We start from the raw sequence: 13,673 nt of genomic DNA, 5'->3' as shown, positions 1-13,673 counted from the left end.
GGATCACTCCTTGGTAATCGGGCGCGTGCCCACGATGGTCAGGTTATAGGCCTCAAGCCCGAGGTATTTTGTCTGCGGACTGTCGGTCAGCAGGATCAGCTCGCTCAGGCCCAGCGTTGACATGATCTGCGCCCCGACACCGGTGCGTTTGATCGTGCGCGGGCCATCGTCTTCATCCCCGTCCAGACGCAGCTTGGGATGCGGCTCCCGGAAAAGCAGCACGGCACCCCGCCCCTCTTCGGCGATGATCTCCATCGCGCGGGGCAGTTCGTCGGCCGGGCTTGGCCCCAGCCCCAGCACATCTTCGAGCGCGTTGAGCGCATGGGTCCGGACCAGCACCGGGGCATCGGCGCTGATATCGCCTTTCGACAAGATAACATGATCTGTACCAGTAATCTCGTCGGAGAAAATACGCATATCCCAGTCCCCGCCATAGGCGGAGGTGACGGTGCGCGCGTCGCGCTGGCGCAGCAGATTGTCGTGCTTATGGCGGTAGGCGATCAGATCGCTGATGGTGCCGATTTTCAACTCGTGTTCAGCAGCGAAATCCACCAGATCCGGCAGACGGGCCATGTCACCATCGGGCTTCATGATCTCGCAAATCACGCCCGAGGGGTGCAGCCCCGCAAGGCGGCTGATGTCCACGGCGGCTTCGGTATGCCCGGCGCGCACCAGCACACCGCCCTGCCGCGCGCGCAGCGGAAACACGTGACCGGGCGTGGCGATATCTGCCTGCCCCATGTCCTCATTGATGGCCACGGCCACGGTCAACGCCCGATCCGCCGCCGAAATGCCCGTACTGACACCCTCGCGCGCCTCGATGGAGACGGTGAAAGCCGTCTCGTGACGAGAGGAGTTGTTCACCGCCATCATCGGCAGACCCAGCGTCTCGACGCGATCTGCCGTGAGCGGCATGCAGATCAGCCCGCGCCCATGGGTCGCCATGAAGTTGATCGCATCGGCGTCGGCAAATTGCGCCGGGATCACCAGATCACCCTCGTTTTCGCGATCCTCGTGATCGACCAGGATGAACATGCGTCCCTGCCGCGCGTCTTCGATGATCTCTTCGATGGGTGCGATGCTGGCCCGCAGGTCTGTCTCAACCGGTCCGGGTGTTTCAAAGCTCATGGCGCGCGTGCCTTTCGTTTCACTTGGCTGGCTCATATCGCAGCGCCCGCACCTTGACCAGACGCGCGCTGCGCTCAGGTGCTGTGCATTTCTCCAAGGCGCGCGACGTAACGGGCCAACGTATCGATCTCGAGGTTGACCGCATCTCCGACAGCCACATCGCCCCATGTTGTCGCGACTTTCGTATGAGGGATGAAGTTGATGCCGAAATCGCAGCCCGACACCTCGTTCACGGTCAGCGAGGTGCCATTCAACGCAACCGATCCCTTAGGGGCGATGAACCGCGTAAGTTCAGGCGGCGCACGCAGAACGACACGGGTACTATCCCCTTCTTCAGCCACTGAAATGACCTCGGCAACCCCATCGACATGCCCTGAGACGATATGACCGCCAAGCTCGTCCCCGACCCGCAAAGCCCGTTCCAGATTGACGCGTTTGCCCGCAACCCAAGTGCTCAGATTGGTTTTGCCCACCGTTTCAGCACTCACCTGCACCTCGTACCAGTCGGGGCCCAGATCCACGACCGTCAGACAGACACCGTCAGAGGCAATGGAGGCCCCCATGTCAATGCCAGCGGTGTCATAGCCGGTCTGGATACGTACGCGAAGGTCACCCTCCTGGGTGACTGCGCTGATCTTGCCGATGTCGGTGATGATGCCTGTGAACATGAGACCTCTCTGGGCGGGTGTACTCAGTGAGTTAGCCGCGCAGGCCCGCACTGACAAGACCCCGCGCTTGCCGCATCGACCATAAAATGCCATAAGAACAGCGGGGTGACAGCAAAGAGTGAACTGCGATTGTGAGCAAATCCCTGGCTGCAGCCCCCAACGTGCAAAATACCGAGCGCGTGTTTTTATTCTTGCAAGGCCCGCACGGCCCATTCTTTTTCCAGCTCGGGCGTCAGTTGCAAAAGGCAGGCGCGATGGTCTGGCGTGTGGGCTTTAACACTGGTGACAGCGTTTTTTGGCCACAAAAACGCAGCTATATCCCTTTTCGTGCGGCACAGGAGGAGTGGACCGGCTTTATCGCCGAGCTGTTGCAAGACAAGGGTGTGACCGACATTGTGCTCTATGGTGATACGCGATGGATGCATGCCCAGGCCGCGATTGTCGCCAAGGCCAGCAACATCCGCGTGCATGTCTTTGAAGAAGGCTATCTGCGACCATATTGGGTCAGTTACGAGATTGGCGGCGCCAACGGGCATTCCCCCTTGATGGACATGCCGCTCGGTGCGATGCGGGATGCGCAGGCGCGGGGCAGTTTTGACCCACCTGTCCCGCCAAGTCACTGGGGGGACATGCGGCAGCATGTGTTCTACGGGGCGCTCTACCACTGGTTTGTAATGTTCTGGAACCAGCGCTATGCGCGCTTTCGCCCGCACCGCTCCTTGCATGTAGGACAGGAATTCAGGCTCTACATCAGACGTCTTTTGCTGATGCCTTTCCAGGCGCTTGAGCGACGCTTTGCAACCTTTCGTCTCCAAAGTGGCCGGTTCCCATACCATCTGACATTACTGCAATTGGAACACGATTCCGCCTTTCAGATGCATGCCCCATTTGACACCCAGTCAGATTTCCTGCGCCTTGTGATCTCACAGTTTGCAGCCGGCGCCCCGGTGCATCATCACCTCGTGTTCAAGGCTCATCCGCTGGAAGACGGGCGGGTGCCCCTGCGCCGCGATATAATGCGACTGGCGCGCGAACACGGTATTTCTGACCGGGTGCATTACCTGCGCGGTGGCAAACTGGCGGGCATTCTGGACGAGGCCTGCAGCGCGGTGACCGTAAATTCAACCTCAGGTCAGCAAGCGCTCTGGCGAGGCATCCCGCTGAAAGCATTTGGCGACGCCGTGTATGACAAACCAGAATTGGTCTCGAACCAACCTCTTGCAGAATTCTTTGCTGATCCGGCACGTCCAGATCTGGAAGCCTACAGAGAATTCAGAAGCTTTCTGTTGCAGACCAGCCAGTTACCGGGGAGCTTCTACGCAAGTCGAGGACGTGTCCAATTGCTGCGTGGGGTGGTTGATCTGATGCTGTCCGGGCGGGATCCTTACCAGATAAACGACCTCCCGACCGAGGCGCATGAGCAACAGTTGCGGGTGGTGACATGACCCAAACCCGTTCAAATGCTGGATTTTTAAAAAATATACGATAGGCTGTCTCCAAATACGTCGGGAAAAACCGGCGATTTGAGGCAGAATTCGAATAGGTCGAGGAGACCGAGCAGTGAAAACTTCCGGTATTCGGTGGGCGCGCCCCATCGCTCTTGTGACGGCTTTGGCCGTCTTGGCGTCGTGCGGGTTGCCGAACGTCGGCCCCAACAAACGCCAGATTTACCAGGGCTCGGTTCAGAAAGAGGGGGACGCATTTGTCGTCGCGGTGAATGATCGCGTGACCCGCGCGATCGCCATTGTGCCCGCTCTCGGGTTTTCCGAAAGCTTCAAAAACTCTGCGCGCATCGGCTCGGATACGATCCAGCCCGGAGACATTTTGGGGCTGACGATCTGGGAAAACGTTGACGACGGCCTGCTGGCGGCAGAGACAAGCAACGCCACCCTGCTGGAAAGTGTGCAGGTCGATGGCGACGGGTTTATCTTTGTACCCTATGCGGGTCGCATCCGCGCTGCCGGAAACTCGCCGGAGGCCATTCGCCGCATCATCACCGAAAAGCTTGAAGAACAGACGCCCGATCCGCAGGTCGAAGTACGCCGTCAGGCGGGTGATGGCTCAACCGTGTCATTGACCGGGGCCGTTGGCGGTCAGGGCGTTTACGCCATCGAACGCCCGACACGAACCCTCTCCACCATGCTGGCCCGGGCAGGCGGCGTGACAATTGAACCGGAAATTGCGCAGATCACGGTCATCCGCGGTCACGAACGCAGCCGCATCTGGTTCCAGGATCTCTACAATCATCCCGAGTTGGATATCGCTCTGCGCGGCGGCGACCGAATTCTGGTCGAGGAAGATACTCGGTCGTTTACCGCGCTGGGGGCCACGGGGGCACAAGCCCGCGTCCCGTTTCAGTCCCAGAATCTCTCGGCTCTGGAGGCCATAGCGCAGGTGGGCGGGCTGGTATCTTCAACGTCGGATGCCACCGGCGTTTTTGTTTTCCGCAATGAGCCGCCTGAAGTGGCAGCACAGGTATTGGGGCGTGACGATCTCATCGGCGCGCAGCGCATGATCTACCTGCTGGACCTCACGGAACCCAATGGCATGTTCGTGGCCCGCGATTTCGTCATCCGCGACGGCGACACGCTCTATGTTACCGAAGCACCGCTGGCACAATGGAACAAGGCTGTCTCCGCTGTCTTCGGCTCGCTTGTCGGACCTGCCGCCTCCATCGACCAATTGGCCAACTGACGCCTCTTATGGGCACGACGGGTGACCCAGGCACCGCCGGACAGGAAACTGCCCGGCGGCTTTACGTTTACAACGGCGGTTTCCTGACGCAAAAGCGCATACGCCGCATCCTTAGACTCAGTGGATACGACGTGAAGATCGGCACCCCCGGAGACGGCGATCTGGTGGGTGTCTGGGGCATGAGCCCGACGGCACATCGGGGCGAGGCCGTCGCAGACCGCAAGGGCAGCGGACTGGTTCGGGTCGAGGACGCCTGGCTGCGCTCGCTGCATCCCGGCCGCGTGGGTGAGCCGCCGATGGGGTTGCTGATTGATCATGCGGGCGTGCATTACGATCCTTCAACGGTCTCGGACCTCGAAGATCTGCTGGGCAATCATCCCCTGGACGACACGGCATTGCTCGACACCGCGCGCGGCGCAATCGCGCGCCTGCAGGAGGCGCATCTGACAAAGTTCAGCGCGGTCGATCCCGCGCTGCCGCCCCTGCCCCCGGGCTATGTTCTGGTCCTGGATCAAACCCGCGGCGATGCCTCGGTGACCGCCAGCGGCGCGGATCGGAACCGGTTTTTGGAAATGCTCTTTGTCGCGCAGGAAGAACACCCCGGTGCGCCTATCGTCATCAAGACCCACCCGGAAACCGTAGCCGGGTTTCGCCAGGGCTATTTCAAAGATCAGGACCTCTCTGATCGGGTACGTTTTCTCACCGACCCGGTCAGCCCCTGGATACTGTTTGAGGGGGCCATCGGCGTCTACACCGTCTCGTCGCAACTGGGGTTCGAGGCAATCTTTGCAGGCCATCGCCCCCGGCTCTTCGGGCAGCCCTTCTACGCTGGCTGGGGGCTGTCGCAGGACGAATTTCCGGTACAACGGCGTCAGCGCACCCTGACCCGCGCGCAACTCTTTGCCGCAGCCATGATGCTCTACCCGAAATGGTATGATCCTTACGCGGATCGCCTCTGCGATCTGGGCGCTGCAATGGAGGTAATAGCCGCGCAGGCGCGCGCGTGGCGCGAGGACCACAAAGGCTGGGTAGCCTCCGGTATGCGCCTTTGGAAACGCGCGCCGCTGCAACGTTTCTTTGGCCAGCACACACCGATGATCTTCGAAGAACGGCCTGCAGAGGCGCGCGCCACGGATCGGCCGTGGATGGTCTGGGCCAGCAAGGCTGCCGTCGGTCACCGCGACGCCCTGCGCGTGGAGGACGGGTTCTTGCGCTCGCGCGGGTTGGGGGCGGAGCTGGTGCCACCGCTCTCGCTTGTTGTTGACGATCTGGGCATCTACTACGACCCCAACGCGCCAAGCCGTCTGGAAAAGATGATCTCCAGCCGTACGCAGCTGCGACCGGATCAGGAGGCGCGGGCGCACGCGCTGATCCGGCAGCTGGTGCGCAGGCGCGTCACCAAATACAACCTTGGCGGCGCGACGGACCCGTTACCGGACGGGCACCGCATTCTCGTCGTGGGGCAGGTCGAAGATGACGCTTCCATCAGGCTCGGCACAACATCCGTTTCCCGCAACCTCGATCTCCTGAAGGCGGCTCGGGCGGCACGCCCGGAAGCGCAGATCATCTACAAGCCCCACCCGGATGTCGAAGCAGGTCTGCGGGCTGGCACCTGTGACGCCTCCGATCTGGCGGATCACATCGCGACAAAGGCGGATGTCCTGACGCTGCTGGATCAAGTGCACGAGGTCTGGACCATGACCTCGCTGCTGGGGTTCGAGGCCCTGTTGCGTGGCCTACCTGTCACCACGCTGGGCGTGCCGTTTTACGCAGGTTGGGGATTGACCACGGACCTTGGGGATATCCCGCCGCGACGCCGCGCGACGCCCTCGCTCTGCGGGCTGGTGCATGCGACATTGATCGACTATCCGCGCTACGTTGATCCAAAGACCGGCCTGCCCTGCCCGGTCGAAGTGGCCGTCGAAAGGCTGGCGGACGGCGATCTTCCTCCGCCCGGCCCCACGAACCGACTTGTGTCAAAGCTTCAAGGACTTCTGGCCAGCCGCGCGCATCTGTGGCGCGAATGAGTTACCCGGAGGCGCGCTGCCAGATGTGCAGCACGTCCCCTCCGATGGTCTGGTTTTGCTTCAGCACATAGCGCTGCGCCTGCGCCAGATGCCCAAGACCCAGGGCCCCGACGGAAGGCAGCCCCTCCGCCCCGATGGCAAGACCGGCGGTAAAGCCGACCAGTTCATCCACCAGATCCGCTTCGATCAGGCTTGCCGCCAACGCGCTGCCGCCTTCGCAAAACACGCGTGTCAGCCCATGTGAGGCCAGCTGCCGCAACAGGTCCTGCGGGTCCAGCTGCCCGCCCTTTGCCGCGCAGGGCAGAAGCGTGGCACCCAGATCGTGCCACGTCTGCATCAGCGTCCCGTCCGCATCATGGCCGTGGCAAAGGATCACAGGAACCTCCTGCGCCGTGCGGGCCAGACCACTCATCAAGGGCAAGTCGAGACGGCGGCTGACCACAACCCGCGCCGGTTGCCAATCGACGCCCAGACCCCGCACCGTCAGGCTCGGGTCGTCCTTGCGCGCCGTCCCGCCGCCAACCATCACCGCGTCGTGCCGTGCCCGCATGGCATGCACGGCGCGGCGCGCATCCGGCCCCGTGATCCACTGGCTTTCGCCGGTACCGGTGGCAATGCGTCCATCAAAACTGCTCGCCAGTTTCAGAGTTACAAAAGGCCGATCAGTGTTGAGCCGGGTGAAGAAACCTGCATTCGCCGCGCGCGCTTCACGTTCCAGGAGGCCGGTATGCACCTCGATGTCCGCCGCGCGCAGCATCGCGCACCCCTGCCCCGCAACCCGCAGATCGATGTCTTCCACCGCGACAAAAACCCGCGCCACGCCAGCATCGATGAGGGCTTGGGCACAAGGCGGCGTCTTGCCGTGATGTGCGCAGGGTTCCAGCGTGACATAGACATCGGACCCCAGTGCGCCAGAACCCGCCTGCGCCAAGGCTTCCGTCTCCGCATGCGGCCTGCCACCGGGCTGCGTCCACCCGCGACCGATCACGCGCCCGCCTTTGACGATAACGCACCCGACCGCCGGGTTCGGCCATGTCCGCCCCAGCCCGCGCCGCCCCAGGGACAGCGCAAGCGCCATGAAACGGTCGCGCGCGCTCACTCTTCCGGTGGCACGTCCGGCCGCAATTCGCTGACAAATTTATCGAAATCATCCGCAGCCTGGAAGTTCTTGTATACGCTGGCAAAACGAACATAGGCCACGGTGTCGATCCGTGCCAGCGCCTCCATCACGATCTCACCGATCTGCTTGGAATTGATGTCCGTCTCGCCCATGCTCTCCAGCCGCCGCACGATGCCGGAGATCATCTGGTCAATCCGATCGGGATCAATCGGGCGTTTCTGCATCGAGATGCGGATGGACCGTTCCAGCTTGTCGCGGTCGAAATCCTCGCGCTTGCCGTTGGATTTGATCACCACCAGATCGCGCAGCTGGACCCGTTCGTAGGTTGTGAACCGCCCGCCGCAGGCCGGACAGAACCTGCGGCGCCGGATCGATACGTGATCCTCCGCAGGTCGGCTGTCTTTCACCTGAGTGTCAATGTTTCCGCAAAACGGGCAGCGCATGGGCCGTCCCCCTTCATGTTGTCTATCTGCCTCTTTGTGGGATCGCCGCCCCACTTATCCATACTTATAGGCGAGCGCCTAAGTTTTGGGTAGAGGGGATTTGTTCACCAACATGTGGTAGGCGAAATGCGCTCTCAGTCGTTGCTCAGAAATGACACCGCAACGCAGCGGGTGTGGGGCCGTGTGCGATGTTCAAAGAGGTAAACGCCCTGCCAGGTGCCCAGCATCATCTGCCCGTCCGTGACCGGGATCGACAAATGTGTGGGCAGCAGCGCGGCCTTGATATGCGCAGGCATGTCGTCCGGACCCTCGTAGGTGTGGGTCAGATAGGACATGGACGGATCAGTGGCGGGCGGCACCAGGCGGGCAAAGAAATTGGCAAGGTCCGTCTGCACCTCCGGGTCCGCGTTTTCCTGAATGAGCAGGCTGGCCGAGGTGTGGCGGACAAAGAGCGTAAGCAGCCCGGACCCTTTCAGGTGCGGGATCTGATCCGTGAACTCGTACAGCCCCTGGCCGCCGGTGGCGATGGTGATCTCCACCGTTTGGTTACTTGTCACCTAAAAATCCGCTCGCCCTGCTCATCGATCACCTGCTTGGCCTTGCGGAAACAAGCCTTTTGCGCTTCTTCCAGACCCTGCACGGTGTCTGCGCGGATCAGCTGATGGCTGAGCGTCTCGCCATCCACGTCTTTCTCGATCAGCGCGGAGACACGGTAAGTGTTGCCTTCCGCAACGGGCGTCGCCGTGATCCGGAACCCCTCATAGATTTCGGTCGATGCCTCTGATGCGGCGCCCTTGTTCCCGCCGCCGAATAGTTTTCTTAGCAATGACATTGCGCGCCCCTTCGATATTTCGTGTAGCCTAACGGGGCATAGCTCGTTGGGAAAGTCACTTAGATGGCAACCAGCTGAGCACTCAATAAGAACCCCAAGAGCAGTCGCCTCAATTGGTAAGAATGCGCAGTGCCTCCGCCGGTGTGTGTACGGCTTTCAAACCATGCAACGCGAGTTTATCCGCGTTCTTCTGGAAATCCTTTGTGTTCGTCATCACAAAGACATCACGTTCGGCATTGAGGTGCGCCCAAAGCGTGTGAACATCGTACCACGCGTTCCGCCATTTATGAAAATTCTCGCCTTGGAGTTCCGCCTGCGTCAAACCCGGCGGCAATTCGCGGTCTATGTTTGGGAACATAGCTGTCCAAAGCGCGCCGACGCGCTCTTCAAACGTGTCATCCACGACAACGGACATGTTAATATAGGTCAAGTCAAAAACGAGCGGTCCCATCACACGATCAAAATCGCCCCAGCCAAGCGCTTCTATGCGTGTGTTGAACTGAGTCGCCGTAACTGGAAATGTTTTTGAGCCTCTAAGAGCCTCGGACGCGGACACCGTCGCAATCCCCACGGATATCTGTGCCGAGATCAAAAGGTTGCCGTCTGTTGCAACATCCTCGCCATTTTCGACGGCGAGGACGCAATTCCAGTCGAGCGTGTAAGTGGCCTTACTGATCCAGGAAAGACCGAAGTTTGCGCGACCGGCTGGGGTGCTTGAGCTTTCGCAGAGCCTTCGCCTCGATCTGGCGGATGCGTTCGCGGGTCACGCTGAACTGCTGGCCGACCTCTTCCAGCGTGTGGTCGGTGTTCATGCCGATGCCAAAGCGCATGCGCAGCACGCGTTCCTCGCGCGGTGTGAGGGATGCGAGCACGCGGGTCGTGGTTTCCTTGAGGTTCTCCTGAATGGCGCTGTCCAAGGGCAGCACGGCATTCTTGTCCTCAATGAAATCGCCAAGCTGGCTGTCTTCTTCGTCGCCAATTGGTGTCTCCAGCGAGATCGGCTCCTTGGCGATCTTCATCACCTTGCGGACCTTTTCCAGCGGCATCTGCAGCTTTTCGGCTAGCTCTTCCGGCGTCGGCTCGCGGCCAATCTCGTGCAGCATCTGGCGACCGGTGCGGACCAGCTTGTTGATCGTCTCGATCATATGCACCGGAATACGGATCGTGCGCGCCTGATCCGCGATGCTCCGCGTAATCGCCTGACGGATCCACCACGTCGCATAGGTGGAAAATTTATACCCGCGGCGGTATTCGAACTTGTCCACCGCCTTCATCAGGCCGATGTTACCTTCCTGAATAAGATCAAGGAATTGCAAGCCGCGGTTGGTGTATTTCTTGGCAATGGAAATCACCAGACGCAGGTTCGCCTCGACCATTTCCTTCTTGGCCTGACGCGCCTCTTTCTCGCCCTTCTGCACTTGTTGCACGATGCGGCGGAACTCGGAGATATCCAGACCAACATATTGACCAACCTGCGCCATATCGGTGCGCAACTCTTCAACCTTGTCGGTGGAGCGTTCGATGAACATCTGCCAGCCCCGGCCCGATTTCTCGGCCATCCGCTCCATCCAGTTCGGGTCGAGCTCGTAGCCGCGGTATTCATCGATGAATTCGCGGCGGTTGATCCGCGCCTGATCCGCCAGCTTCACCATTGAGCTGTCGATCTGCATGATGCGCCGGTTGATGCCGTACAGCTGGTCGATCAGGGCCTCGATACGGTTGTTGTGCAGGTGCAGCTCATTCACCAGCAGCACGATTTCCGAGCGCAGTTTCTGGTAGAGGTCTTCGTCGGACTGCGAAAAGGTGCCGTCCTCGTTCAGCGTGGCGGAAATCCGGCTGTCCTGCATCTCGCTGAGCTTGACGTAATCATCGGCAATGATGTCGAGCGCTTCCAGCACCTGCGGCTTCAGCGCGGCCTCCATCGCGGCCAGCGACATGTTAGCCTGATCGTCATCGTCGTCGTCATCATCCTGGGCAATCGGATTGCCGTCGGCGTCCAGCTCCGGGCTGGCCTCTTCCTTCTTTTCGGTCGTGCCATCGGCGGCCACCACGGGCTCATCAACGGCGCCGTCTTCGTCCATCTGGTTGCCAAAAGTCGCCTCAAGGTCGATCACATCGCGCAGGAGGATTTCTTCGGACAGCAATTCATCGCGCCAGATCGTGATCGCCTGGAACGTCAGCGGGCTTTCGCAAAGCCCGGCAATCATGGTGTTGCGCCCGGCCTCGATCCGCTTGGCGATCGCAATCTCGCCCTCACGGCTCAGCAGTTCGACCGAGCCCATCTCGCGCAGGTACATGCGCACCGGGTCATCGGTGCGGTCCAGCTTCTCGGAGGTGCCGGAGCCCAGCGTGACCTCACGCGTGCCTTCGGTGGTCGTCAGCTCTGTCGACCCCTTGGCTTCTTCTTCCTCGGCGTCTTCGTCTTCGATGATGTTGATGCCCATCTCGGACAGCATCGACATCACGTCTTCGATCTGTTCGGAACTCACCTGGTCAGGCGGCAACACCGTGTTCAGCTGGTCGTAGGTGATGTAGCCCTTTTCGCGCGCCTCGCCGATCATCTTCTTGACGGCGGCCTGGCTCATATCAAGCGAATGGCCTGCGTCCTGATCGTCTGGTTTCGCATCGGTGTTGCTGTCTTTGGCGGCCATGCACTGCTCCTCAAGGGTCTCATCGATTCGCTCGCCCGAATCACTAGGGAATCATCTAGTGGTTTTGGGTGATTCGGCCACCCGTTTACCTTCTTTTTCTGCCGGTTTCCCGTTCAAATATGGTTAACCACCCGGTTTCTGGTGCTTAATGGCATCAAGTAATGCGTCCAGCGCACCCCGTTCCTCCCGACTGATTCGCGCACCATTGTCGCCCAGATCGTATTCTGCCGTGTCCTCCTGCCCGCTTCTGCGGGCCCGGTCCGCGGCCTGTGCGGCTTCGGACAACCGCCAAGTTAGGCCTTCGTCCGCCACGCCGTTGAGGTCTTCAACTGCTTCGGCAATTTCTGCGTCGAGGCCCCGTGCGCTGTGCAATTTGGCCAGCTCTTCGGCCACCGTCATGCGCGCCTTTTCCACATCCCCAGGGGACCGGATACACGGCACAATGGCGACATGGCGTTGGGCCAGCAGGTTTTCAAGGGTCTCTGCGCCAAGAGCGTCGGATATACGGGTGCGTAGGGTATCGGCATCCAGATCCATATCGCGGAGCAGCAGTTGCCGCAGGTCGGCGTGGAGCGGATCAGTGCAGCGCATCTGCTCGATGCCGGACTCGAAAGGCTCGATCACCTCCGGGCAGGTCACCAGTGCCGCAAGAATAACCGCTTCGCGCAGATGTTCAGCGGTGCGGCTGTCGTCCGAGGCGGCAAGCACGGAGGCCTTGGTCGAAGCCAAAGCACTTGCCGGCGCGCCTTTCCAGCGCCCCTGCCCCTTGCCCGACTTACCCCCACCTGACGGGCGCGCGGGCCGAAACAGCTGCCACCGCAAGTCCTTGATTTCCTGACCATAGTGGCTGCGGATCGACGGATCTTTGATGGTCATGATCCGGTCGCGCAGGGCCTTGTCGAGCGCGGCCTTGCGCTCCGGACTGTCAAAGACCTTGCCTTCGGTTTCGCGCTGCCACAGCAACCGCACCATCGGCAGCGCCTCATCCAACAGCTTTTGCAAGGCGGGCGCGCCCTGTTCGCGCAGCAGATCGTCGGGGTCCTTGCCCGGCGGCATGATCGCGAACCGCAAGGACCGCCCCGCCTCCAGCAGCGGCAGCGCCAGATCGATCAGCCGCATCGCCGCGCGCAGACCCGCCGTATCGCCATCCATCGCGATGATCGGTTCGGGCGCGATCCGCCAGAGCATATGCAACTGGTTGTCCGTGATCGCGGTGCCGAGCGGGGCCACGGCCGCCTCGAACCCGGCGGAGGCCAGGGCGATGACATCCATATACCCCTCGGCCACGATCAGCGGCTGACCCTTCCCGGCGGCTGTCCGCGCGGGGCCCTGATTGTAAAGGCTGCGTCCCTTGTCAAAGAGCTCGGTTTCCGGGGAGTTCAGGTATTTGGCGTTGTCATTGGGGTCCATCGCGCGGCCGCCAAAGGCAATCGCACGCCCCCGCGCATCGCGAATGGGATAGATGATGCGGCCCCGGAAGGTGTCATAGGGCTTGCCCCCCTTGGACGAGGGTTTGGCCAACCCTGCCTCCAGGATCAGCTGATCTTCGACATTCTTTGCCTTGAGATGGTCCCAGAGGCCCTGCCACTGATCCGGCGCGAAACCGATCTCCCACCGCTCAAGCGTTTCGGCACCCAGCCCACGCCGCTCCAGATAGGCGCGGGCCTCTGCCGCCGCCCCGGTGTTCAGCTGCAGGCGGAAAAACTTGACCGCCTGCTCCATGACTTCCGCCAGTTGGGTGCGTTTATCTGCTTTCTGCTGGGCTTGCGGGTCGCGCGCGGGCATCGGCATGCCCGCCTCACGCGCCAGAATCTCCACGGCTTCCATGAAGCCGACATTCTCCGTCTCGCGCACAAAGGAGATCGCGTCCCCCTTGGCGTGGCAGCCGAAGCAATAGTAGAATCCCTTGCGGTCATCGACGTGGAAACTGGCGGATTTTTCCTGATGGAATGGGCATGGCGCCCACATATCACCCTTGGCCTGATTGGATTTGCGCTGATCCCACATGACCTTGCGCCCGACAACTGATGTCAGGCTCAAACGGGTGCGCAATTCATCAAGAAATCCGGGCGGCAGGCTCATGGCGCAAGTATCAGGCCAGGCCCCGGCA

Annotated in this window: 12 protein-coding genes; 3 read left to right on the top strand and 9 right to left on the bottom strand. The window is 61.1% G+C overall.

Annotation, left to right across the window (positions count from 1 at the left end):
- Positions 1 to 3: 3 nt before the first annotated feature.
- Both ribB and Q1A52_RS13720 read right to left on the bottom strand, forming a co-directional pair.
- Entirely contained in the window at positions 4 to 1,128 is a 1,125-nt protein-coding gene (gene ribB, locus Q1A52_RS13725; protein WP_300017316.1) for a 3,4-dihydroxy-2-butanone-4-phosphate synthase, read from the bottom strand.
- A gap of 74 nt (positions 1,129 to 1,202) precedes the next feature.
- Entirely contained in the window at positions 1,203 to 1,796 is a 594-nt protein-coding gene (locus Q1A52_RS13720) for a riboflavin synthase (protein WP_300016296.1), read from the bottom strand.
- A 179-nt stretch (positions 1,797 to 1,975) separates the two neighbouring features.
- On the opposite strand from Q1A52_RS13720, the gene Q1A52_RS13715 reads away from it, so the two are divergent.
- From Q1A52_RS13715 to Q1A52_RS13705, 3 genes are all read left to right on the top strand, one after another.
- Positions 1,976 to 3,241 (top strand): capsule biosynthesis protein, encoded by a 1,266-nt coding sequence (locus tag Q1A52_RS13715; RefSeq protein WP_367278040.1) that lies wholly within the window; start codon positions 1,976 to 1,978, stop codon positions 3,239 to 3,241.
- A 115-nt stretch (positions 3,242 to 3,356) separates the two neighbouring features.
- Positions 3,357 to 4,490: a polysaccharide biosynthesis/export family protein gene (locus Q1A52_RS13710; protein ID WP_299782589.1), complete on the top strand. Its 1,134-nt coding sequence runs from the start codon at positions 3,357 to 3,359 to the stop codon at positions 4,488 to 4,490.
- An 8-nt stretch (positions 4,491 to 4,498) separates the two neighbouring features.
- Positions 4,499 to 6,517, top strand: a complete 2,019-nt coding sequence (locus tag Q1A52_RS13705; protein ID WP_300016290.1) for a capsular polysaccharide biosynthesis protein — start codon at positions 4,499 to 4,501, stop codon at positions 6,515 to 6,517.
- Position 6,518: 1 nt separating this feature from the next.
- Here Q1A52_RS13705 and ribD read toward each other — a convergent pair whose 3' ends face one another.
- The 7 genes from ribD to dnaG form a co-directional block, all read right to left on the bottom strand.
- Positions 6,519 to 7,595, bottom strand: coding sequence for a bifunctional diaminohydroxyphosphoribosylaminopyrimidine deaminase/5-amino-6-(5-phosphoribosylamino)uracil reductase RibD (gene ribD / locus Q1A52_RS13700; RefSeq protein ID WP_300017313.1), 1,077 nt, complete (start codon positions 7,593 to 7,595; stop codon positions 6,519 to 6,521).
- Positions 7,596 to 7,612: 17 nt separating this feature from the next.
- Positions 7,613 to 8,080, bottom strand: coding sequence for a transcriptional regulator NrdR (nrdR, locus tag Q1A52_RS13695; RefSeq protein ID WP_195818790.1), 468 nt, complete (start codon positions 8,078 to 8,080; stop codon positions 7,613 to 7,615).
- 134 nt (positions 8,081 to 8,214) lie between these two features.
- A complete protein-coding gene (locus Q1A52_RS13690; RefSeq protein ID WP_300016288.1) occupies positions 8,215 to 8,637 on the bottom strand; it encodes a secondary thiamine-phosphate synthase enzyme YjbQ in 423 nt (140 codons plus the stop codon).
- Complete coding sequence (locus Q1A52_RS13685) at positions 8,634 to 8,912, bottom strand: HlyU family transcriptional regulator (RefSeq protein WP_300016285.1); 279 nt, start codon at positions 8,910 to 8,912, stop codon at positions 8,634 to 8,636. Before Q1A52_RS13685 ends, Q1A52_RS13690 begins: the two co-directional genes overlap by 4 nt.
- A gap of 109 nt (positions 8,913 to 9,021) precedes the next feature.
- Positions 9,022 to 9,504 carry a hypothetical protein gene (locus Q1A52_RS13680; RefSeq protein ID WP_300016282.1) on the bottom strand — a complete coding sequence of 161 codons (483 nt, stop codon included), beginning with the start codon at positions 9,502 to 9,504 and terminating at the stop codon, positions 9,022 to 9,024.
- Between the two features lie 76 nt (positions 9,505 to 9,580).
- Positions 9,581 to 11,563 carry an RNA polymerase sigma factor RpoD gene (gene rpoD, locus Q1A52_RS13675; RefSeq protein ID WP_300016279.1) on the bottom strand — a complete coding sequence of 661 codons (1,983 nt, stop codon included), beginning with the start codon at positions 11,561 to 11,563 and terminating at the stop codon, positions 9,581 to 9,583.
- Between the two features lie 123 nt (positions 11,564 to 11,686).
- Positions 11,687 to 13,645: a DNA primase gene (gene dnaG / locus Q1A52_RS13670; protein ID WP_300016276.1), complete on the bottom strand. Its 1,959-nt coding sequence runs from the start codon at positions 13,643 to 13,645 to the stop codon at positions 11,687 to 11,689.
- Between the last annotated feature and the right edge of the window lie 28 nt (positions 13,646 to 13,673).

It is taken from the genome of uncultured Roseobacter sp. (assembly GCF_947488185.1).
GTDB lineage: Bacteria > Pseudomonadota > Alphaproteobacteria > Rhodobacterales > Rhodobacteraceae > Roseobacter.
The sequence above is the reverse complement of the archived record's forward strand: the minus strand, read 5'-3'. Positions and strand labels throughout refer to the sequence as shown.

Bases quoted from the DNA above. Each gene is read 5' to 3' on its own strand.
- ribD (WP_300017313.1), bottom strand. From the start codon at position 7,595: ATGGCGCTTGCGCTGTCCCTGGGGCGGCGCGGGCTGGGGCGGACATGG.
- dnaG (WP_300016276.1), bottom strand. From the start codon at position 13,645: ATGAGCCTGCCGCCCGGATTTCTTGATGAATTGCGCACCCGTTTGAGC.
- rpoD (WP_300016279.1), bottom strand. From the start codon at position 11,563: ATGGCCGCCAAAGACAGCAACACCGATGCGAAACCAGACGATCAGGAC.
- Q1A52_RS13720 (WP_300016296.1), bottom strand. From the start codon at position 1,796: ATGTTCACAGGCATCATCACCGACATCGGCAAGATCAGCGCAGTCACC.
- Q1A52_RS13705 (WP_300016290.1), top strand. From the start codon at position 4,499: ATGGGCACGACGGGTGACCCAGGCACCGCCGGACAGGAAACTGCCCGG.
- nrdR (WP_195818790.1), bottom strand. From the start codon at position 8,080: ATGCGCTGCCCGTTTTGCGGAAACATTGACACTCAGGTGAAAGACAGC.
- ribB (WP_300017316.1), bottom strand. From the start codon at position 1,128: ATGAGCTTTGAAACACCCGGACCGGTTGAGACAGACCTGCGGGCCAGC.
- Q1A52_RS13685 (WP_300016285.1), bottom strand. From the start codon at position 8,912: ATGTCATTGCTAAGAAAACTATTCGGCGGCGGGAACAAGGGCGCCGCA.